The organism is Ruminococcus sp. AM31-15AC (assembly GCF_003462045.1).
Lineage (GTDB): Bacteria > Bacillota > Clostridia > Oscillospirales > Ruminococcaceae > Hominimerdicola > Hominimerdicola aceti.
In genome coordinates, this window is record NZ_QTYG01000001.1 from 139,455 (window position 1) to 159,974 (window position 20,520).

Here is a 20,520-nt window from a genome sequence, read left to right on the forward strand (position 1 = left end):
CCTTTTAACAAATAATTTTCATTTACAAGAAATTATTTCTTGTTCTTGATATACTCGTCGATAGCAGCGGCAGCCTTTTTGCCTGCGCCCATAGCGAGGATAACAGTAGCAGCGCCTGTAACAGCGTCACCGCCTGCGTAAACGCCTTCCTTAGTTGTTGACTCGTTCTCGTCAACGATAAGGCAGCCGTGGTCATTTGTTTCAAGACCGGGAGTTGTGCTTCTGATAAGTGGGTTAGGTGATGTACCGATAGACATGATAGCTGTATCAACGTCAAGAATGAAGTTTGAACCCTCGATAGGGATAGGACGTCTTCTGCCGCTTGCGTCAGGCTCGCCCAGCTCCATTTTGATGCACTCCATGCCGTTTACATGACCGTTCTCGTCGCCAACTATCTTAACAGGGTTGTTAAGAACGAGGAACTCGATGCCCTCTTCCTGAGCGTGATGAACCTCTTCCTTTCTTGCAGGAAGCTCGTCCATTGAACGTCTGTATACGATATAAACGTGCTCAGCGCCAAGTCTCATTGCAGAACGAGCAGCGTCCATAGCAACGTTACCGCCGCCGACAACAGCTACGTTCTTTGACTTCATGATAGGGGTATCATAATCGTCCTTGTATGCCTTCATAAGGTTGATTCTTGTAAGGTACTCGTTAGCAGAGTAAACACCTACAAGACCTTCACCCTCGATACCCATAAATCTTGGAAGACCTGCGCCTGAGCCTACAAATACAGCTTCATAGCCCATGCCCATAAGCTCGTCGATAGAAAGAACCCTGCCGATAACCATGTTTGTCATGATATGTACGCCCATGTTTGTCAGATTGTCTATCTCGTGCTGAACGATAGCCTTTGGAAGTCTGAACTCAGGGATACCATACATAAGAACGCCGCCTGCTGTATGGAATGCCTCGTAGATAGTTACATCGTAACCAAGCTTAGCAAGGTCGCCTGCAACTGTAAGGCTTGAAGGACCACCGCCGACAACAGCTACCTTGTGACCGTTTGGCTCAGCCTTTTCAACTGCAACTGCCTTGTCCATCATATAGTCTGCACAGAATCTCTCAAGTCTGCCTATACCGACAGGCTCACCCTTGATACCTCTTACACACTTGCCCTCACACTGATGCTCCTGTGGACATACACGTCCGCAAACAGCCGGCAGAGCGTTTGTTGTTTTAATAATAGCATAAGCTTCTTCAAACTTGCCCTCTGCTACCTTTGCGATAAACTCAGGGATCCTAACGCTTACAGGACATCCTGTCATACAAGGCTTGTGCTTGCAGTTAAGACATCTCTGAGCTTCTTCTATAGCCTGCTCAGGGGTGTAACCCAAAGTAACTTCCTTGAAGTTTCTAGCTCTTACCTTTGGCTCCTGCTCTGCGATAGGAGTCTTTGTCAAACTCATATTAGCCATTATCTTACACCTCCAGTAAGTCTGCACAAGTGAGCCTTTTCCTGCTCCTTATAAGTTGAGTTTCTTCTCATAAGCTCGTCGAAATCTACCTTCTGACCGTCAAAGTCAGGACCGTCAACGCAAGCATACTTGATCTTGCCGTCAACAGTTACACGACATCCGCCGCACATTCCTGTGCCGTCGATCATGATAGGGTTGAGTGAAACGAGAGTCTTGATGTCATAAGGCTTTGTTACCTTGCAAACGAACTTCATCATTGGAACAGGGCCGATAGCGATAACTTCGTCAAACTTAGCACCACCGTCAATAAGCTCCTGAAGCTTGTTTGTAACAAATCCGTGATAGCCGTATGAACCGTCGTCTGTACAGATGTGAAGATGTGAAGATGCCTTGCCCATTTCGTCCTCGAGGATAACGATATCCTTGCTTCTGAAGCCTGCGATAAGATCAACTTCAACGCCCATGTTATGGAGTTTCTTAGCCTGTGGATAAGCGATAGCACAACCAACGCCTCCGCCTACTACTGCAACTCTCTTGATACCCTCGTCATACTCTGTAGCAACGCCGAGAGGACCAACAACGTCATGGATATAGTCGCCCTCATTAAGTCTTGCAAGCTCAGTTGTAGATGCACCTACTACCTGGAAAATAATTGTGATCGTGCCCTTTTCTCTGTCATAGTCAGCGATAGTGAGCGGAACACGCTCGCCCTTCTCATCAACTCTGTAGATGATGAACTGACCAGCCTCAGCCTTAGCGGCAATGTAAGGTGCGTCGATCTCCATAAGAACAACAGCGTCGTTGAGCTGTCTTCTTGTTACGATTTTGTACACTAAAATCCCTCCCTGAATAATTAGCAAAATAATATTGTTTTAGGCAAATAATACAAAAACATTTTCTATTATCGCCTTACAGCATATAACATTATACTATATTTAAAAAGAAATTTCAATAGTTTTTTGTTTACTTCCATAAATTTTATAATAATATATCACAATTTGTTTACATTTAACATACCATAATTTATATATCACATATCATTTTGCAGATGTATCAAGTTTATCAAAAGCAATTTCGATGCACTCCTGCTCCTGAACACCTCTATCACTGCCACCAAACAAGCTTGCATAGCCGTATACCGCCGCTCCTGCGTAGTTATAACTAACTACAGCGTCATTTATCTGCCTGCCGATAATGCCGATATTTTCCGAAAACTCGCTTTCGCTGTCTATCTTATAAGCCCCCAGTCCTGCCACCAGCGTAACATCAGTTGTGCATATATCAGCCCACTGCTGCAGGGTTTTCTCGTAAGGCTTCACAGAATTTTCATAACCGAAGTATATCTGCGGACAGATATAGTCTATATACCCCTCCTCACTACACCACTTTTTCACGTCAGCGTACATATACTCATAGTTATTTTCCATATTTCCCTGAGGTGAAACTCCCACCAGAATATCCTTATCCACTGCTTTTACCGCACTGTATATCTCACCCACCATAAGGGAGATATTGTTCAGCCGCCATTTTGCCAGATCGTCAAACTCCGTCTGGGCAGAAAAGCACTGAGCGTCAAAGTCCTCAGCCGTTGTGGGATAAAAATAATCGTCGAAATGCAAGCCGTCAATATCATAATTCTCCGCAAGCTCCGCTGCACCCTCTGCTATAAGCTGTCTTACCTCATCATAAGCAGGATCGAGCCACAAATGGCTGTCGCCCTCAACGCTTTCAAGATAGCCGTTGTCCTCGTCATACCACTTTTTCAGAAGGAAGCTATCGTCATTATTCTGAAAACATTCCTCATTCTCACACCTGAGAGGGTTTATCCATGCGTGAAAAGAAAGCCCCTTGTCATGTGCAGTCTGTATCATTATATCAAGCGGGTCGAAGTCACTCTGCTCACCTGCCATGCCTGTTATATATCTTGATGCAGGATAAAGTTCCGAATCATATATAGCGTCCCCGAAAGGTCTGACGTGAACATACAGCGTATTACAACCTATGCTCAAAGCATTTTCGCACGCCTGAGAAAAGTTCTCACGAAACTCCTCGGCACTTTTCCCGGTGAGCATATCAGCAAGATCTATATAGGATATCCATATAGCCTTCTGCACAGTATAATTAAGCTTGTGTGACGTTTCCACATCAGTGTAGTTTTTCTCTCCGCACACAGGTATCACCGATGCTTTTTCCATAGTCACAAGCCTGTCCCTCTGGGAATTTACCTCACCTCCGCAAGAGCAAAGGGTCAAAAAACAAATAAGTAAAATAAGAATTTTTTTCAAGAATATCAGTCCTCCGAATCAGTTTCATTGAATTATACTATTCTTATTGGACAAATATTCAATCAGTATTCAAAAGCAAAAAAAGAACGGACAGACCTGCCCGTTCTTTGATAAACATATTTGCAGACTATGGAAGAAGTCTGTTGATATCTCTTGGGAACAGTGATGTTTCCCTGATGTTGTTCTTGTTAAGAAGCTTCATGAGAAGTCTTTCAAGACCGATACCAAGTCCACCGTGAGGTGGCAGACCATACTTGTGAGCCTCAAGATAGTTCTTGAAATCATCAGGGTCAAGTCCCTGAGCCTTCATCTTCTCTACCTGCTCGTTATAATCGTGTATTCTCTGACCGCCCGAAGTAATTTCAAGTCCTCTGAACAACAGATCGAACTTGTATGCTTCTCTTGGGTCTTCTCTTGAGTTCATTGCATAGAACGGAGGCTTTGAAGATGGGAAGTGTGTAACAAAGATAAAGTCTGAATCGTACTTCTCCTTTGCATACTTGCCGAGGTTTACCTCGTCCTCCGGGTCAAGATCGAACTTCTTGCCGCTTCCCTCGCCGCCTCTCAGCAGTTCGATAGCGTCAGCGAACTTGATAGACGGAACTTCCTTTATCTCAGGAACGTCAGCGTCAAGTATCTTCAACTCGTTCTGATAGTTCTCCTTGATATACTCGAAAATGGACTTGAGCATTGCTATCTCCATTTTCATAACGTCATACATACTGTCGATATAGCCCATTTCAAAGTCAAGACCGATATACTCGTTGATATGACGTGAAGTAGCGTGCTTTTCAGCTCTGTAAACAGGAGCTATCTCATAAACTCTGTCAAAGAATGCCACAGCCATTTGCTTATAGAACTGCGGTGACTGGTTAAGGAACGCAGACTTGCCGAAATAGTCAAGGCGGAAGATGTTAGCGCCGCCCTCTGCACCCTGAGCAACTATCTTTGGCGAGTGTATCTCAGTGAAGTTGTTTGCCTGCATGAACTTGTGCATACCCTGAACAAGACCCTCCTGGAGCTTGAATATAGCTCTCTCATAAGGGTTTCTCAGTGAAGCCGCACGGTTGTCAAGATTTACTTCTATTGTGCAGTTAAGTCTGCCCTGTGATATCTTCAAAGGCAGTTCAGCGGCGTTCGTTGAGATAAGCTTGATAGAATTAAGCTCTATTTCAAGACCGTTGAAATCCTTAGGATTTTCCTTAACGATACCCTTTACATTTACAAAGAAGCCCTCTCTCAGACCCTCGATAGAATCCTTGCAGTTGTCGGCAGAGTAAACTGTCTGTATAACATCTCTTGAGGTTCTTACAACGATAAAGGCAATGCTTCCCATGTTCTTTATTCTGTGAACACAGCCTGAAAACTCAACTTCCTTGCCCATGTTAGCCTTAGCGTCAGCAAGCATAAACTCTTTCTTGACGTCAGCCGTATCTATCATAAGCATTTTGCCGTCATTTTCAGGTACATACTTATCAGCGTTCTCATACTTTGTGAGCTTTGAAGCGTCGATAACGTTGTCCTTTACGTCCTCTTTCTTCTCTGCATCAGAAGCAGCGCTTGCAGCGGCAGCTTTCAGCTTGCTTTCAAGAATTTCCTTGATTATCTTAGGTGTAGCAACGCCCTTGAGAGCCTTTGTACACTGACCCATGATAAAGCCGAATACCTTTGTTTCACCGTTCTTATACTGCTCTACCTGTGCGGCATTTGCGGCAAGTATCTCGTCAACGCCTGCCTCAACCTTTGCAGTATCTACAGTGATTATCATACCCTTGCTCTTTGCAATGTCCATAGGCTTGCCGCCCTCTTCTACCATTGCTCTGAACACGGTCTTAGCGTCGTTCTTTGATACCTTTTCAGTATCAGCCATTTCAACAAGCTCTGCAAACTCCTCAGGAGTAAAGCTGATATTGTTTATATCTATCTCGCCCAGATTAACTCTTCTCATAAACTCGCCGAGAATGAACACAGCCACGCTCTTAGGATTGTTATATCTCTTAAGTGCATTCTCAAAGAAATCTGAGATTATCTTTGTTTGGATAAGCGTTTTTGCGTCTATCTCAGAAATACCGTATTCCTCAGTGTATCTCTTGAATCTGCTGCTTGGCATTTCAGGGAGCTTAGCCTTTATCTCATCAAGCTGAGCGTCTGTAAGGTTTACCTGAAGAATATCAGGCTCTGGGAAATAACGATAATCGTTAGCGTTTTCCTTTGTACGCATTGAAGTTGTCTTATCTCTGTTTGCGTTGTAACGTCTTGTTTCCTGAACGACCTTTTTGCCAGCTTCAAGAAGAAGCGCCTGTCTTTTTTCTTCATACTTGATAGCTCTGCCAACAGACTTGATAGAGTTGATGTTCTTTATCTCCGCACGAGTACCGAACTCAGTAGCGTCTGGTCTCATAAGAGAGATATTAACGTCACATCTCAGTGAGCCCTGCTCCATTTTACAGTCGCAAACACCTGCATACTGCAAAAGCAGAGATATCTGCTCAACGAAAGCCATAGCTTCTTCTGCTGACGCTATATCAGGCTCAGTAACTATCTCGATAAGCGGGATACCGCATCTGTTATAGTCAGCCATTGAGATTCCGTTGAAAGCGTCATGAACGAGCTTACCGGCGTCTTCCTCAAGGTGGATATGGTTTATTCTTATATTCTTTTTCTGACCGTTCACCTCGATCGGCACATAGCCGGGACCTACGATAGGTCTGTAAAGCTGTGATATCTGATATGCCTTTGGCAGGTCAGGATAGAAGTAGTTCTTTCTGTCGAATACTGAAAACTTGTTGATGCCGCAGTTGAGTGCATATCCTGCCTTTACAGCATACTCTACAGCCTGCTGATTGATGATAGGCAGAGTACCGGGCATACCTGTACATACAGGGCAGCATCTTGTATTTGGCGCACCTCCGAACTCAGCGGAGCAGTTACAAAAGATCTTAGTTTTGGTAAGCAGCTCGGCGTGGATCTCAAGGCCGATGACCGTTCTCCATTTTTCCATTTGTCTTACCTCCCTTAAAGCTTTGGCGCAACAGGCTTGAAGCCCTTTTCGTATGCGTCGGCAGTCTTGATGATAGTTGCCTCGTCGAACTTTCTGCCTATAACAGACATACCGATAGGCATACCCTTGCTGTCATAGCCGCAAGGAGTTGATATTGCAGGCAGACCTGCGATATTTACTGTAACTGTGCATATATCAGCCTGATACATCTGAACAGGGTCGGAAGTCATCTCAGGGCTGTATGCAACAGCAGGAGTTGTCGGCGTAAGAATAACGTCGCACTTCTCGAATATATCATTGTATTCTTTTCTGATAAGCTGTCTGAGAGCCATTGCCTTTCTGTAATAAGCGTCATAATATCCGCTTGACAGGCAGTAGTTACCAAGAAGAATTCTTCTCTTTACTTCCTCGCCGAAGCCCTCTGAACGTGACTTGATTATAAGCTCCTCATAGCTGTCGGCTGTGAGCGTTCTGTGACCATACTTGATACCGTCATATCTTGACAGGTTTGAAGCCGCCTCAGCACAGGCAAGAAGATAATAACAAGGAACAGCATATTTAAGTGACGGCATTGAGCACTCGATAAGCTCAGCGCCCATTGCCTTATATTCATCAGCAGCCTTGAGCACGGCAGCCTTTACCTCATCATTGATGCCCTCTGCATAGAACTCCTTAGGGAGTGCTATCTTCATGCCTTTCATTGACTCGCCTATCTTTGCGGTGAAGTCAGGCACTTCAAGCTTTGAGCTTGTGCCGTCATGGAAGTCATAGCCGCATATCTCGTTAAGGAGTATAGCACAGTCATGAGCGTCAAGACCGATAGAACCTATCTGGTCAAGAGATGAAGCGAAAGCCACAAGACCGAATCTTGAAACTCTGCTGTATGTTGGCTTGATACCTGTTACGCCGCAGAAAGCAGCAGGCTGTCTGATAGATCCGCCTGTATCAGTACCAAGAGCAACAGGTGCAAGTCCCGCAGCAACTGCCGCAGCAGATCCGCCTGATGAGCCGCCAGGTACACGGTCAAGATCATAAGGATTCTTTGTCTTTGCAAAAGCGGAGGTCTGTGTAGAGCCTCCCATTGCGAACTCGTCCATAGAAGTCTTGCCGAGCATTACGATATTCTCAGCGTCGAGCTTTTCCATAACGGTCGCATTATAAGGCGGAACGAAGTTTCAAGCATTTTTGACGCACAGGTGGTCTTTACGCCCTCTGTACAAATATTGTCCTTTACTGCCACAGGTATTCCTGTGAGAGCCTTTGCCTCGCCCTTATCGATAACGCCCTGAGCCTTTTCAGCCTGCTCCAGAGCCTTTTCCTCAGTAACAGTGATAAAGCTCTTTACCTTATCGTCATATTTCTTTATTCTCTCAAAATATGTCTGTGCAAGCTCTTTAGCGGAAATTTCCTTACTGTCAAGAGCCTTACGCATATCACGGATTTTCATTGAAGAAACGTCCAAATTTCACACTACCTTCCTGTTAAATTTACTCTACGACCTTAGGCACTACAAAGCAGTTGTTTGTATTCACTGCATTTGAAAGGACCTTTGAAGTAGGCATAGATTCGATGACCTCGTCTTTTCTCAGATCGTTGAGGTAAACATCATGATTGTCCTTGAGATCGTCATAGGTAATGTCGATTTCCTTTACGGTATCCATAAGATCAATAATATCAGTCATCTGCTCGGCTGTGGCTGCAAGCTCTTTATCGGAATATTCCAGCTTGCTAAGCTCTGCCAGATACTTGACCATGTTCAAATCCATATATAATCCCTGACCTTTCTTAATATTAAGGCAACGCCTTAGGTGCAAAAATACACCAATTCAATTTAATATTATACTACATCTCATACTATTTTGCAAGCAAAAATCACATAAATTCCGATTTTTTTAATATTTGCTCACCAAACGCCCAAAAACAGCAAGACCCACAGAGAAATTCCCTGTGGATCTAAGCACCATTACTTATTATTCTTTGTATATTTATCGAAAATATCAGTGAAATCAAATGTTGCGAAATAGTCAGCAGGAGTTTCGGCACGTCTTATCATGTCGAAAGAGCCGTCCTCGTGGAGAAGTATCTCTGCTGAACGGAGCTTTCCGTTGTAGTTGTAGCCCATTGAGAAGCCGTGTGCGCCTGTGTCGTGGATAACGATGATGTCGCCGGTGTCTATCTCAGGCAACATTCTGTCGATCGCAAACTTATCGTTGTTCTCGCAAAGACCGCCGGTTACGTCATACTTGTGGTCGCATGGAGCGTTCTCCTTGCCAAGAACTGTAATGTGATGATATGAACCGTACATAGCAGGACGCATAAGGTTGCAGGCGCAAGCGTCAAGTCCAACATACTCCTTATAAGTATGCTTATGATGTGTGCAGGTAGCAACGAGATGACCGAACGGAGCAAGCATATATCTGCCAAGCTCTGTGAAGATAGCAACGTCCCCAAGACCAGCAGGAACCATTATATCCTCAAATGCCTTGCGAACGCCCTCGCCGATAGCGAAGATATCGTTCTGCGGCTTGTCAGGCTCATATGCTATGCCAACACCGCCTGAAAGGTTTACGAACTTGATGTCTGCACCCGTCTTTTCATGAAGCTCAACAGCAAGTTCAAAAAGTATTCTTGCAAGCTTTGGATAATAAGCGTTTGAAACAGTGTTTGAAGCAAGGAAAGCGTGAAGTCCGAAATGCTTTGCACCCTTCTGCTGAAGTACCTTAAAGCCCTCAAAAAGCTGCTCTCTTGTGAAGCCGTACTTAGCCTCACCAGGGTTGTCCATTATCTGAGTTTCTATCTCGAAATGTCCGCCCGGATTGAAACGGCAGCAGATAGTTTCAGGAATACCGCAAAGGTCGTCAAGATAATCTATGTGTGTGAAATCGTCAAGGTTGATATAAGCGCCAAGCTCTCTTGCCTTGAGAAAATCCGCCTTTGGAGTTACGTTTGAAGAAAACATGATGTCGCTTCCGCTGAATCCGCAGCAGTCGCTCATCATAAGCTCAGTAAGAGAAGAACAGTCAACGCCGCAGCCCTCTTCCTTGAGTATTTTCAAAATGAATGGGTTAGGGGTAGCCTTTACAGCGAAATACTCTTTGAAGCCTTTGTTCCAGCTAAATGCCTTGTAAAGATCTCTGGCTCTCTGTCTGATACCCTTTTCGTCGTAGATATGAAAAGGTGTAGGATACTGCTTGATTATCTCCTCAGCCTTTTCCTTGGTTATAAATGGTGTTTTCATTATATATCAATCCTTCTGCAAATAATATATTTTATAAAAATACATATTTATCATACCATTTTAATACGGATTAGTCAAGTGAAATATCTGATTTTAAGAAATAAAATACACTTTATTGTCATTTTTCAATACAGCCACACCACTGTCACACCCATTTTAGTAAAAAAAGCACAAAGCACACAGCCGTAAAAGCCGTGTGCTTTGCATATAAAAGCCTGCTTTATGAAGCCTGATCAAACTGGCTGTTATAAAGCTCGGCATAAAATCCACCCTTTGCCATAAGAGTTTCATGATTTCCGCTTTCGATAACGTCGCCGTCACGCATAACAAGTATCAGGTCTGCGTTTTTGATAGTCGAAAGTCTGTGTGCGATAACAAAGCTCGTTCTGCCCTTTGTAAGCTTATCCATTGCCCTTTGGATAAGAAGCTCCGTTCTCGTATCGACAGAAGATGTTGCTTCATCAAGTATGAGCATAGGCGCATTCTGGAGCATTGCCCTTGCGATAGTGAGAAGCTGTTTCTGTCCTGCTGATATTGCCACGCTTTCAGAAAGCACTGTATCAAAGCCCTCAGGGAGCGTATGAACGAACTTATCAAGACCGCAGGCTTTGCACACTCTTTCAAGGGACTCGTCGCTTATGCCCTCCATGTTGTAAACAAGGTTTTCTCTCACAGTGCCCTCAAAAAGCCATGTGTCCTGCAAAACCATGCTGAACATATTGTGGACAGTTTCACGGCTCAGCTGTGAGATAGGCGTGCCGTCTATGGAGATACTTCCGCTGTTTATCTCGAAAAATCTCATAAGCAGATTTACCATAGTGGTCTTGCCTGCACCGGTCGGTCCAACGATAGCCACCTTCTGACCTGCCTTTACCTCTGCGGAGAAGTTCTTTATTATCACCTTGTCAGGAGTATCAGGATAGCTGAAACGAACATTTTCAAAGCTTACATTGCCCTTTACCTCAGGCATTTCACTGCTCTTGTCGCTCTCGTCTGAAAGTTCCTCGCTTTCGATAAAGTCAAATATTCTCTGAGCTGAAGCGGAAGCTGTCTGCATATTTGTCATGCCCTGAGCTATCTGACCAAGAGGTGATGTGAAAAGTCTTACATAAAGAATGAACGATATTATAACGCCGAATGTGATAGTGCCGTTAAGAGCGAGCATCGAGCCGAAAACACATACCGCAACGTATGCAAGGTTTCCGATAACGTTCATAAGCGGCTGCATGATGCCTGACAAAAACTGTGACTTCCAGTTTGCGTTGTATACAGCTTCGTTAAGTCCACCGAAATGTTTCTTGACATTTTCTGCTCCACGGGATATCCTTACTACCTCGTGACCTGAATACATCTCCTCAACATAGCCGTTAAGCTTGCCCAAGCTTTCCTGTCTGTCGAGGAAGAACTTCTGTGATTTTGACATTATGAAAACTATCAGGAAAAGTCCGAAGAATGTGATGAACAGTGAGATGAGTGCAAGTCGCCATTCTGTAACGAACATCATTATAAGACAGCCCACAAACTGTGCCGCCGCACTGATTATGGTCGGAAGACTGTTTGTAAGACCCTGTTGTAAAGTTGATACATCATTTGTGATACGGCTGAGGATATCGCCTTGCGAATGAGAATTGAAATATTTCTGTGGAACGCAGTTTATCTTTCTTGAAAGGTCGCTTCTCATTCTGTATGACATTTTCAGGGTGACTGTCGCCATTATATACTGCTGAATAAATGTGAACAGCGAGCTTGAAATATATATCGCTCCAAGGAAAATTCCTACCCTTGCCACCGCTTTAAGGTCAATGCCTGTCATAAGTCCGTCTGCCATAAGGTCGGTTATCTCGCCCACCTTGTCAGGCCCTATGATAGTCAGCACCGCACCAAGCGCCGCAAGAACCAATGCCACTGCAACGATACCTACGCTGCCTTTCATATACTCTATTATTTTTTTCATAGCGGACGCCATTTCGCCCTTACTGGCCTTTTCGTATTTTCTCATTGTGCAGTCCCCCTTTCTATGCAAGCTCTGCCGCACTTAGCTGTGAAAGTGCTATCTCTTTGTATACGTCGCAGTTTTTCATAAGCTCCTCATGAGTACCCATGCCCACGGCTTCGCCACGGTCAAGGACTATTATCTTGTCTGCATGACGGATAGTGCTTATTCTCTGCGCAACGATTATCTTTGTTGTGTCCTTAAGCTTCTCGTTAAGACCCTCTCTGAGCTTTGCGTCTGTCTTGTAATCAAGGGCTGAGAAAGAATCATCAAACACAAGTATCTCAGGCTTTCTTGAAAGCGCTCTTGCAATAGACAAACGCTGCTTCTGTCCGCCTGAAACGTTTCTGCCCATTTGAGATATCATATGCTCTGCGCCGTCAGGAAGCTTATCCACAAACTCCTCCGCCTGAGAAAGCTCGATAGCGTTTTTAAGCTCCTCGTCAGTTTCAGGAGCGGCACTTTCGCCGAAAAATACGTTTTCTCTTATGCTTCCTGCAAAAAGCACAGCCTTTTGCGTGACATATCCAAGCTTGTCATAAAGGGTGTCAAACTTGTAGTTTTTTACGTTTACGCCGTCAACAAGAACTTCGCCCTCTGTTGCGTCATAAAATCTTGGTATAAGGCTTATAAGCGTTGTTTTGCCGCTTCCTGTTGCACCGATTATGGCAAGGGTCTGACCCTTGTTTATCTTGAAACTTATGTTGCTCAGCTCGTCCTCAGAGGCATGAGGATATCTGAAAGAAACGTTTTTAAATTCCACAGTACCCTGCTCTCTTCCCTCGCTGACGCTTCCCTCTTTTATGTTCACGTCACGCTCAAGCACTTCGTTGATACGCTCTGCTGAGACCTGAGCCGCAGGGAGCATCATGAATATCATAACCAGCATCATAAATGACATTACAACGTAAGTGGCATATGTGCTGAAAACAACAACGTTGCTGAAAAGCGTTATCCTGTCCTGAACAGCGGTCAGGGCTATCTGCTGGATAAGCACTGCACCAAGCCAGTAGATAGCAAGGGTCAGACCATTCATTCCGATATTCATAACCGGCATCATAAGTGCGAACATTCTCTGGTTTTTAAGCTGTGTGTTCATCATATCCTTGCTTGGAACATCGAACTTGTCGTTCTGATATTTCTCAGCATTGAAAGCATGGACAACGTTTATGCCTGTGAGATTTTCTCTTGCCACACGGTTTATTTTATCAGTTAGCTTCTGAACGATACGGAATCTCGGTATGCAGGTCGCCATAACTGCAAGAACGAACACGCATATCACCACAACGAACGCCGCAGTCACCGCTGAAAGCTCCCAGCTCTTGCCAAGTATCTTTATAACAGCCCAAACCGCCATGATAGGCGATTTTATTATCATCTGAAGTCCCATTGACACTATCATCTGTATCTGTGTGATGTCGTTTGTTGTCCTTGTTATAAGGCTCGGTATGGAAAAATCCTGCATCTCCTCGCTGCCCATATCCATAACATGGTTGAACAGCTTTTCTCTTACAGTGTAGCTGAATCCTGAGGCAGTCTTTGCGGAAAGATAGCCGCAGCCGATAGCAAGAGCGGCACTTGCAAGGGTACAGCCCAGCATTTTAAGCCCAACGTTCAGAATATCGGAAGTTTCACTGCCTGCCGTGTTGAGCATCATGGTCAGGTCAGTCATATAGTCAGGCAAGGTCAGGTCAAAATACACCTGTCCCAGCACAAGGATCGTACAGAGAACAGCCATAAACACCTCACGCTTGCCCATCTTTTTAAGCAGTTTTATCATAGTTGTTACCTCCTTCTACATACATTCTTTAAGAATGCTGTCTATATTGTCGCTAACGATATGCAGACATTTTCTGAAATGTGCCATGTCATCGTCCGAAAAGCCAGCGATAAGCTTTTGTGCAAACTTTTTCTGCAGCTCTCTGCCCTCTTTTATAACAGGCTGGGCCTTTTCTGTGCAGACCAGACGGCATTTTCTTCTGTCGCCCTTTACCGCCTGCCTTTCAACAAAGCCTGCTTCCACAAGCTTTTCTACATGGAAAGACACAAGCGCCGCCTTGATATTCCTATATCTGCACACATCACCCGCTGTGTTGAACTCAGGATTGTTCGCAAGGAACATAAGCACGTCAAGGGCAGTCTTTGGCATATTGAGCTTTTTGCAAAGGGGCTGCATGACTTTTTCATATGCTTCTGCAAGCTTCTTTGAATGATCAAACATATGCGTTGCTGTTGTCATATTATCGTTCATTGTCAAACCTCCAATATTAGATATTTCAAATTTGAACAATCTAATATTAACACTTTTCAGCAGGGCGTTCAATGAACATTTTGTAAATTCAGCTTCTTATAATGTCATTTTTGTAACAATGCAACAAAAATCAAATATATGGACTATAATATTTGTACAGCAATAAAACCGCCCTCTCCGCTATTGCAATAAAGGGAGAAATGTGTTATAATAACGATGTATGGGCAGAGTATTCGCTCTGCTTCACCTTTTAAGAAAGGAAAGTGGTGCAAAATGGATATTGTAAAAGGCGATATTCTTGTAATGAAGAAAAGTCACCCCTGCGGCAGTAACAGAATGATAGTTCTGCGCTCAGGCATGGATTTCAAGCTGCGCTGCGAGGGCTGCGGACGAGAGTTCATGATAGTACGCAGCAAAGCCGAAAAGAACGTAAAAACTATTATCAGAGAGGCTGAATCATAGCTATTCTCGCAATTTATGATATATAACAAATGTATGATATGAAATAAAAATGACAGGAGAATATAACTATGTTTGAAAAACTCAAAGCACTCGAAGATAAATTCAATGAAATAAACGAAAAGCTCATGCAGCCTGAAACTGTAAACAACACTTCACTGTATACGAGCCTTATGAAAGAATACAAGACACTTACGCCGATAGTTGAAAAGTTCGGCGAATACAAAAAGGCAAAGGCTGCCAATGACGAGGCTCTTGAACTTCTTGACGCAGGCGGAATGGATAAGGACTTCAAGGAAATGGTGCAGATGCAGCTTGAGGAGTCCAAGGAAGATATGGCTAAGCTTGAAGAAGAGCTTAAGCTTCTCCTGCTGCCGAAAGACCCTAACGATGAGCGTAACGTTATCATAGAGATAAGAGGCGGAGCAGGCGGTGAGGAAGCTGCGCTGTTTGCAGGCTCTCTTTATAGAATGTATTCAATGTATGCCGCTTCAAAGGGCTGGACTATAGAAGTCATGAACGCCAACGAAACAGAGCTTGGTGGCTATAAGGAAATAACTTTCAGCGTTTCAGGCGAGGGAGCATATTCAAGACTTAAATACGAAAGCGGAGTACACAGAGTTCAGCGTGTGCCTGAAACTGAGTCACAGGGCAGAGTTCACACATCTACTGTTACAGTTGCCGTACTTCCGGAGGCTGATGAAGTAGAGCTTGACCTGAATGAAGAAAAAGACCTGAAAATAGACGTTTTCCGTTCATCAGGCGCAGGCGGACAGCACATCAACAAGACATCTTCCGCTATCAGAATAACTCACCTGCCTACAGGCATGGTAGTTGAGTGTCAGGACGAGCGTTCACAGTTCAAGAACAAGGAAAAGGCTCTGAAAGTTCTCCGTTCAAGACTTCTTGATCAGAAAGTTCAGGCACAGAACAAGGAGATAGCAGACAACAGGCGTTCACAGGTGGGAACAGGTGACCGTTCCGAAAGAATAAGAACTTACAACTATCCTGAGGGAAGAATTTCCGACCACAGAATCGGTCTTACTATCTACAGACTTGAACAGGTGCTTAACGGCGCACTTGATGAAATAATCGACGCACTTGCAACAGCCGATCAGGCTGCCAAGCTTGCAAGTCAGGAAGAAGAATAAAAATGTTTGACACAAAAATACTTGGCACTGACGAGGACAGCATAGCATATGCCGCAAAGCTGCTCTCACAGAGTGAAGTCGTTGGTATGCCGACGGAAACTGTATATGGTCTTGCGGCGAACGCTTTTGATGAAGGGGCTGTAAGAAAAATATTCGCCGCAAAGGGCAGACCTGCCGACAATCCTCTAATAGTGCATATATCTGACATTTCTCAGCTTGAGGGACTTGTGGATAAGATACCGCCCCTTGCTGTAAAGTGCGCAGAAAAATTTTGGGCAGGCCCTCTCACAATGATAATGCCAAAGTCTGAAAAAATACCAATGGTAACGAGCGGAGGACTTGACACAGTGGGCATAAGAATGCCGTCACATAAGGTGGCAAGAGCGCTTATCTCAGCCTGCGGCTTCCCTATCGCCGCACCGTCGGCAAACCTTTCAGGAAGCCCGTCACCTACAACAGCACAGCACGTCCTTAACGATATGCATGGCAGAATACCTGCCATAATAGACGGCGGAGCTTGCGGAGTGGGCGTTGAATCAACTGTTATAAGCTTTGAAGGCGAGGACGGAATAAGACTTCTGCGACCGGGATTTATCTCAGCCGAGGATCTTATGGAGATCACCCCGAACGTTCTTATCGACAAGGGCGTTTTGGAAAAGCTGGGTGAGAACGTAAAAGTCCGCTCCCCTGGTATGAAATACAAGCACTATGCCCCAAAGGCTGATGTGACTATCATTGACAGCAGCCTTGAAGCTTTCAGAGAATATGTGAAAACTCACGCTGACAATGACACCACTCTTATGGTGTTCACTGACAACGATTGTGATGGGCTTGATATCCCGCATATCTGCTATGGCGCAAATGACGAGGAACAGGCAAAAGAGCTTTTTGACGTTCTCAGAGAGCTTGACGATATAGGTGCAAAGAAAGTTTTTGCACGCTGTCCTAACAAAGACGGCGTGGGGCTTGCAGTGTATAACCGACTTTTAAGAGCCGCAGGCTTTCAGGTGGTGAAACTGTGAAAAAAACAGTAGTAGGGCTTACAGGTCAAAGCGGTGCAGGCAAGACAACTATATCGGACGCTTTCAGAGAAAAAGGCTTTGAGATAATAAACTGCGACCTTGTCGCAAGAGAAGTCACAAAGGCAGGGAACGAATGCTGTAAAGAGCTTGCAAAGCTTTTCCCAAGCTGCTTTGACGAGAACTATTCTCTTGACAGACAGAAGCTCGGGGAGATAGTTTTTTCAGATAAGAATAAGCTTCAAATGCTCAATGATACCATATACCCTTTTATAAACAAGCTTATTGACGAAAAGATAAACGCCGCAGAGAGCGAGTTTGTTCTACTTGACGCACCGACCCTTTTTGAAGCAGGTGCGGATAAGCTTTGCAGTGTTATCGTAAGCGTTGTGGCAGACTTTGGCATAAGGCTTGAAAGGATAACCAAAAGGGACGGCATTTCGGCGGAGCTTGCAGAAAAGCGTTTTTCTTCTCAGCATACTATGGAGTTTTTCAAGGCTCACAGCGATTTCGTCATTGAGAACAACGGCTCTGTGAATGACACATTCCAAAAGACCTGTGAGGTCATAGAAACAATAAAGGAAAGATATAATGGCGGCTAATGGAAAAAACAGCAGGCGTAAAAAGAAAAGGCACATAAAAAAAGGTCCCGTACTCATAGCAGTCATACTTCTGCTGTGCGGTATAGGCTGGCTCACATATCTTTATCACGAGCAGATAATCAACAAGGCAAAGGATATTCCGAACTCTTTTTCATATCCTACAGATTATGAGGAGTATGTAATAAGATACAGCACCAAGTACAAGTGCGACCCTGTGCTTGTGTTCTCTGTAATAAAAGTGGAAAGCGGCTTTAATAAAGACGCTGTTTCATCAGTGGGTGCCAGAGGTCTTATGCAGCTTATGGAGGACGCATACGACTGGATAAAATATCGCCTTGACGATCAGCGTGACAACACCTATGACGATATGTTCGACCCTGAACTTAATATCCAATATGGCACATACTATCTCAGCTATCTTATGGAAAAGTATGACGGCTCTGTAGAGCTGACAGCGGCGGCATATCACTGCGGAATGAACCTTGTTGACAGTTGGATAGAAAACGGCACTGTTGACCCTGACAATTTCAAAGTCAGCGACATACCTGACGAAAATGACCAGACTTCAAACTATGTGCGCAAGATACGCAAAGCCTATGACAATTATAAGGATATACTCAGCAGTCATGGGGATATTACAGAAAACAGTTAAGCAAAACCATGCGCAGGGGCGAACAGTGTCCGCCCATTGTAACGCAGTTTCAATAAGAATACATTAAAAGGAGGACTTTACAATGGATAACAAGAAGAAAGAAAAGTCCGAGGGCGAAAAGCTTGCAGAAAAGCTTCTTTCGGATAAGAAAAACGGTGGACTTCGCCTTAGCGAAGAAAAACTCAAAAAGGCAGACAAGTTCTGCGAGGGCTATAAAAGCTTTCTGAACACTGCAAAGACAGAGCGTGAGGCTGTTATCGAGGCAGTGGCTCAGGCTGAAAAAGCAGGCTTCAAGCCTTATGAAAAGGGCAAGAAGTATGACGCCGGCGACAAGTTCTATTTTGTAAACAGAGGAAAGGCTATCATACTTACAGTTATGGGCAAGGACGGTCTTGAAAAAGGTATCAGACTTGCTGCCGCTCATATCGACTCACCACGTCTTGACCTTAAGCAGAACCCACTTTACGAGGACAAGGAGCTTTGCCTGTTCAAGACACACTATTACGGCGGCATAAAAAAATATCAGTGGACAACTGTTCCAATGTCACTTCATGGCGTTGTTATAAAGGCTGACGGCGAAAGCGTTACAGTAAATATCGGCGAGGACAAGGACGACCCTGTTTTCTGCGTAACTGATATCCTGCCGCACCTTGCAGACGCTCAGATGAAAAGACCTGCTCCACAGCTCATCAAGGGCGAGGAGCTTAATCTGCTCATAGGCTCCAGACCATTCAGAGATGACGCTGTTTCAAACAAGGTAAAACTCAACATAATGGCTATCCTTAACGAGAAATACGGCATTGTAGAGGACGATTTCGTTTCTGCAGAGCTTGAAGCTGTTCCTGCATTCAAGGCACAGGACGTTGGCTTTGACAGAAGCATGGTAGGCTCTTATGGTCAGGATGACAGAGTTTGTGCATACACAGCTTTGCAGGCTATCCTCAAATGTAAAGACCCTAAAAAGACCTGCATGACCATACTCACAGACAAGGAAGAAACAGGAAGCGACGGCAACACAGGACTTAACAGCTCATATCTGCCATACTTCATTGCTGACCTTGCAAAGGTATACGGACTTGAGGGCAGAAACGTTATCTCTGCTTCCGAGTGCCTTTCAGCAGACGTAAATGCGGCATATGACCCAACATTCTCAGAGCCGTTCGAGATAAGAAACTCATCACAGATAAACTACGGCGTTGTTGCCACAAAGTTCACAGGCGCAAGGGGCAAGTCTGGCACTTCCGATGCTTCTGCTGAGTTTGTGGGCAGAGTAAGAAAGCTCTTTGACGAACACAACATCGTTTGGCAGACAGGCGAGCTTGGCAAGGTAGACGGCGGCGGTGGAGGAACTGTCGCACAGTATATCGCAAACCTTGACATGAACGTTATCGACGTTGGCGTACCAGTGCTTTCAATGCACGCACCATTTGAGATAACCTCGAAGATAGACACTTATATGGCATATAAGGCTTTCTCAGTTTTCTTTGCTGACTAATTTGATATCAAATAAGCAGATCCGCTTTCCCATTTGGGGAAGGCGGATCTTTTTTTGTCCCCATTGCGACAATTTTTCCATTCAAGCAGTGCTATCATAATATCAAAGGGAGGAACGTCATGAAAATTTACATAGATATACTCCTTGTGACAAACGCCATTATGACGCTTATCATGCTGGAAGCGGCAGGCAGAATATGTCACAAGGTCATAAGTCCGCTGCGGCTGTTGACAGCTTGCTCGGTGGGAGGACTTTCGTCGCTTGTTATGGCTATAGACAGCAGAGGATATTTCACTGCAGTTCTTATTGTGGTGATAAAGCTTGCCGGTGCGGTATTCACAGTGCTTATAGCCTTTGGGTGTAAAGACCCTTGGCAACTACTTCGATACTTTATCATATACTGTGCAGTGGACGCAGTTTTCACGGGTATAGTGGTGACCCTTTGGCAAATATCAGGGAGCAAGGTGATTTTTTTCAGAAACCTCACTGTGTATTTTGACATCTCTCTATTTAAGCTTGCCATTGCCTGCGGTATAGCATATGGTCTGCTCTGTCTTTATGAGAACATCACACGCAGGTGTTTCAACAGGGTCGCAAAATATGAAGCCATATACGAAAATGGTGGCTGTATAGTGAAAGTCCCTGCCATATGCGACAGTGGGAACAGGCTTTGCGACAGCTTCACAGGCACACCGGTGGTGGTTTTCTGCTGTGACAGGCTTTTCTATCACTACGACCTTGACCGTGACGAGCCTGACCCTCTAAGCGGTTTCAGGCTTATCCCCTGCTCTACTGTCAGCGGAGAGGGAATTATCCACATAACCGCCGCAGGGAGCGTAAAGATAATCGACGATAAAGACCGTGTACACAACGTCAGGTGTTATGTGGGCATAAAGCCATCGCTGAACGGAAAATCACGGGCTATATTCAACCCCGCATTGCTGGGATAATACAGG

16 protein-coding genes and 1 pseudogene are annotated in these 20,520 nt (G+C 44.6%); 7 read left to right on the top strand and 10 right to left on the bottom strand.

Annotated features, from left to right (window positions below; genetic code table 11):
• Positions 1–32: 32 nt before the first annotated feature.
• The 10 genes and pseudogenes from gltA to DW793_RS00710 all read right to left on the bottom strand — a co-directional run bounded on the left by gltA (position 33) and on the right by DW793_RS00710 (position 14,186).
• The gene (gene gltA / locus DW793_RS00665; RefSeq protein ID WP_117892367.1) at positions 33–1,418 is read right to left on the bottom strand and encodes an NADPH-dependent glutamate synthase; all 1,386 of its coding nucleotides are present in this window, start codon (positions 1,416–1,418) and stop codon (positions 33–35) included.
• Complete coding sequence (locus DW793_RS00670; protein ID WP_022287274.1) at positions 1,418–2,251, bottom strand: sulfide/dihydroorotate dehydrogenase-like FAD/NAD-binding protein; 834 nt, start codon at positions 2,249–2,251, stop codon at positions 1,418–1,420. The genes gltA and DW793_RS00670 overlap by 1 nt, the downstream gene beginning before the upstream one ends.
• A 204-nt stretch (positions 2,252–2,455) precedes the next feature.
• Entirely contained in the window at positions 2,456–3,613 is a 1,158-nt protein-coding gene (locus DW793_RS00675; RefSeq protein ID WP_252969593.1) for a glycoside hydrolase family 10 protein, read from the bottom strand.
• Positions 3,614–3,830: 217 nt separating this feature from the next.
• Positions 3,831–6,704, bottom strand: coding sequence for an Asp-tRNA(Asn)/Glu-tRNA(Gln) amidotransferase subunit GatB (gatB, locus tag DW793_RS15760; protein ID WP_118156775.1), 2,874 nt, complete (start codon positions 6,702–6,704; stop codon positions 3,831–3,833).
• Positions 6,705–6,718: 14 nt separating this feature from the next.
• Positions 6,719–8,151 (bottom strand): annotated as a pseudogene (gene gatA, locus DW793_RS00685) (Asp-tRNA(Asn)/Glu-tRNA(Gln) amidotransferase subunit GatA).
• A gap of 40 nt (positions 8,152–8,191) precedes the next feature.
• On the bottom strand, positions 8,192–8,470 hold the full coding sequence (gene gatC / locus DW793_RS00690) for an Asp-tRNA(Asn)/Glu-tRNA(Gln) amidotransferase subunit GatC (protein ID WP_038671608.1): 279 nt from the start codon (positions 8,468–8,470) through the stop codon (positions 8,192–8,194).
• A 197-nt stretch (positions 8,471–8,667) separates the two neighbouring features.
• The gene (locus DW793_RS00695) at positions 8,668–9,942 is read right to left on the bottom strand and encodes a diaminopimelate decarboxylase (protein ID WP_038671606.1); all 1,275 of its coding nucleotides are present in this window, start codon (positions 9,940–9,942) and stop codon (positions 8,668–8,670) included.
• A 220-nt stretch (positions 9,943–10,162) separates the two neighbouring features.
• Positions 10,163–11,941, bottom strand: coding sequence for an ABC transporter ATP-binding protein (locus DW793_RS00700; protein WP_118156776.1), 1,779 nt, complete (start codon positions 11,939–11,941; stop codon positions 10,163–10,165).
• A gap of 16 nt (positions 11,942–11,957) precedes the next feature.
• Positions 11,958–13,715 (bottom strand): ABC transporter ATP-binding protein, encoded by a 1,758-nt coding sequence (locus DW793_RS00705; protein WP_118156777.1) that lies wholly within the window; start codon positions 13,713–13,715, stop codon positions 11,958–11,960.
• Positions 13,716–13,730: 15 nt separating this feature from the next.
• Complete coding sequence (locus DW793_RS00710; protein ID WP_118156778.1) at positions 13,731–14,186, bottom strand: MarR family winged helix-turn-helix transcriptional regulator; 456 nt, start codon at positions 14,184–14,186, stop codon at positions 13,731–13,733.
• Between the two features lie 273 nt (positions 14,187–14,459).
• Between DW793_RS00710 and DW793_RS00715 the strand changes: the two genes are divergently transcribed.
• From DW793_RS00715 to DW793_RS00745, 7 genes are all read left to right on the top strand, one after another.
• Positions 14,460–14,648, top strand: a complete 189-nt coding sequence (locus DW793_RS00715) for a DUF951 domain-containing protein (RefSeq protein ID WP_022287283.1) — start codon at positions 14,460–14,462, stop codon at positions 14,646–14,648.
• Positions 14,649–14,716: 68 nt separating this feature from the next.
• Positions 14,717–15,796: a peptide chain release factor 1 gene (gene prfA / locus DW793_RS00720; RefSeq protein WP_117876181.1), complete on the top strand. Its 1,080-nt coding sequence runs from the start codon at positions 14,717–14,719 to the stop codon at positions 15,794–15,796.
• A gap of 2 nt (positions 15,797–15,798) precedes the next feature.
• Positions 15,799–16,818, top strand: coding sequence for an L-threonylcarbamoyladenylate synthase (locus tag DW793_RS00725; RefSeq protein WP_118156779.1), 1,020 nt, complete (start codon positions 15,799–15,801; stop codon positions 16,816–16,818).
• The gene (coaE, locus tag DW793_RS00730; RefSeq protein ID WP_118156780.1) at positions 16,815–17,417 is read left to right on the top strand and encodes a dephospho-CoA kinase; all 603 of its coding nucleotides are present in this window, start codon (positions 16,815–16,817) and stop codon (positions 17,415–17,417) included. Before DW793_RS00725 ends, coaE begins: the two co-directional genes overlap by 4 nt.
• Positions 17,407–18,069 carry a lytic transglycosylase domain-containing protein gene (locus tag DW793_RS00735; RefSeq protein ID WP_022287287.1) on the top strand — a complete coding sequence of 221 codons (663 nt, stop codon included), beginning with the start codon at positions 17,407–17,409 and terminating at the stop codon, positions 18,067–18,069. The genes coaE and DW793_RS00735 overlap by 11 nt, the downstream gene beginning before the upstream one ends.
• Before the next feature lie 82 nt (positions 18,070–18,151).
• A complete protein-coding gene (locus tag DW793_RS00740; protein ID WP_117856302.1) occupies positions 18,152–19,564 on the top strand; it encodes an aminopeptidase in 1,413 nt (470 codons plus the stop codon).
• A 119-nt stretch (positions 19,565–19,683) separates the two neighbouring features.
• On the top strand, positions 19,684–20,514 hold the full coding sequence (locus DW793_RS00745) for a sigma-E processing peptidase SpoIIGA (RefSeq protein ID WP_118156781.1): 831 nt from the start codon (positions 19,684–19,686) through the stop codon (positions 20,512–20,514).
• The last annotated feature ends 6 nt before the right edge of the window (positions 20,515–20,520 follow it).

Coding starts and splice junctions, on each gene's coding strand:
- DW793_RS00740 (WP_117856302.1), top strand. CDS start 18,152: ATGGATAACAAGAAGAAAGAAAAGTCCGAGGGCGAAAAGCTTGCAGAA.
- DW793_RS00725 (WP_118156779.1), top strand. CDS start 15,799: ATGTTTGACACAAAAATACTTGGCACTGACGAGGACAGCATAGCATAT.
- gltA (WP_117892367.1), bottom strand. CDS start 1,418: ATGGCTAATATGAGTTTGACAAAGACTCCTATCGCAGAGCAGGAGCCA.
- DW793_RS00675 (WP_252969593.1), bottom strand. CDS start 3,613: ATGGAAAAAGCATCGGTGATACCTGTGTGCGGAGAGAAAAACTACACT.
- DW793_RS00715 (WP_022287283.1), top strand. CDS start 14,460: ATGGATATTGTAAAAGGCGATATTCTTGTAATGAAGAAAAGTCACCCC.
- gatB (WP_118156775.1), bottom strand. CDS start 6,704: ATGGAAAAATGGAGAACGGTCATCGGCCTTGAGATCCACGCCGAGCTG.
- DW793_RS00745 (WP_118156781.1), top strand. CDS start 19,684: ATGAAAATTTACATAGATATACTCCTTGTGACAAACGCCATTATGACG.
- DW793_RS00710 (WP_118156778.1), bottom strand. CDS start 14,186: ATGAACGATAATATGACAACAGCAACGCATATGTTTGATCATTCAAAG.
- DW793_RS00695 (WP_038671606.1), bottom strand. CDS start 9,942: ATGAAAACACCATTTATAACCAAGGAAAAGGCTGAGGAGATAATCAAG.
- DW793_RS00705 (WP_118156777.1), bottom strand. CDS start 13,715: ATGATAAAACTGCTTAAAAAGATGGGCAAGCGTGAGGTGTTTATGGCT.
- DW793_RS00735 (WP_022287287.1), top strand. CDS start 17,407: ATGGCGGCTAATGGAAAAAACAGCAGGCGTAAAAAGAAAAGGCACATA.
- prfA (WP_117876181.1), top strand. CDS start 14,717: ATGTTTGAAAAACTCAAAGCACTCGAAGATAAATTCAATGAAATAAAC.
- DW793_RS00700 (WP_118156776.1), bottom strand. CDS start 11,941: ATGAGAAAATACGAAAAGGCCAGTAAGGGCGAAATGGCGTCCGCTATG.
- gatC (WP_038671608.1), bottom strand. CDS start 8,470: ATGGATTTGAACATGGTCAAGTATCTGGCAGAGCTTAGCAAGCTGGAA.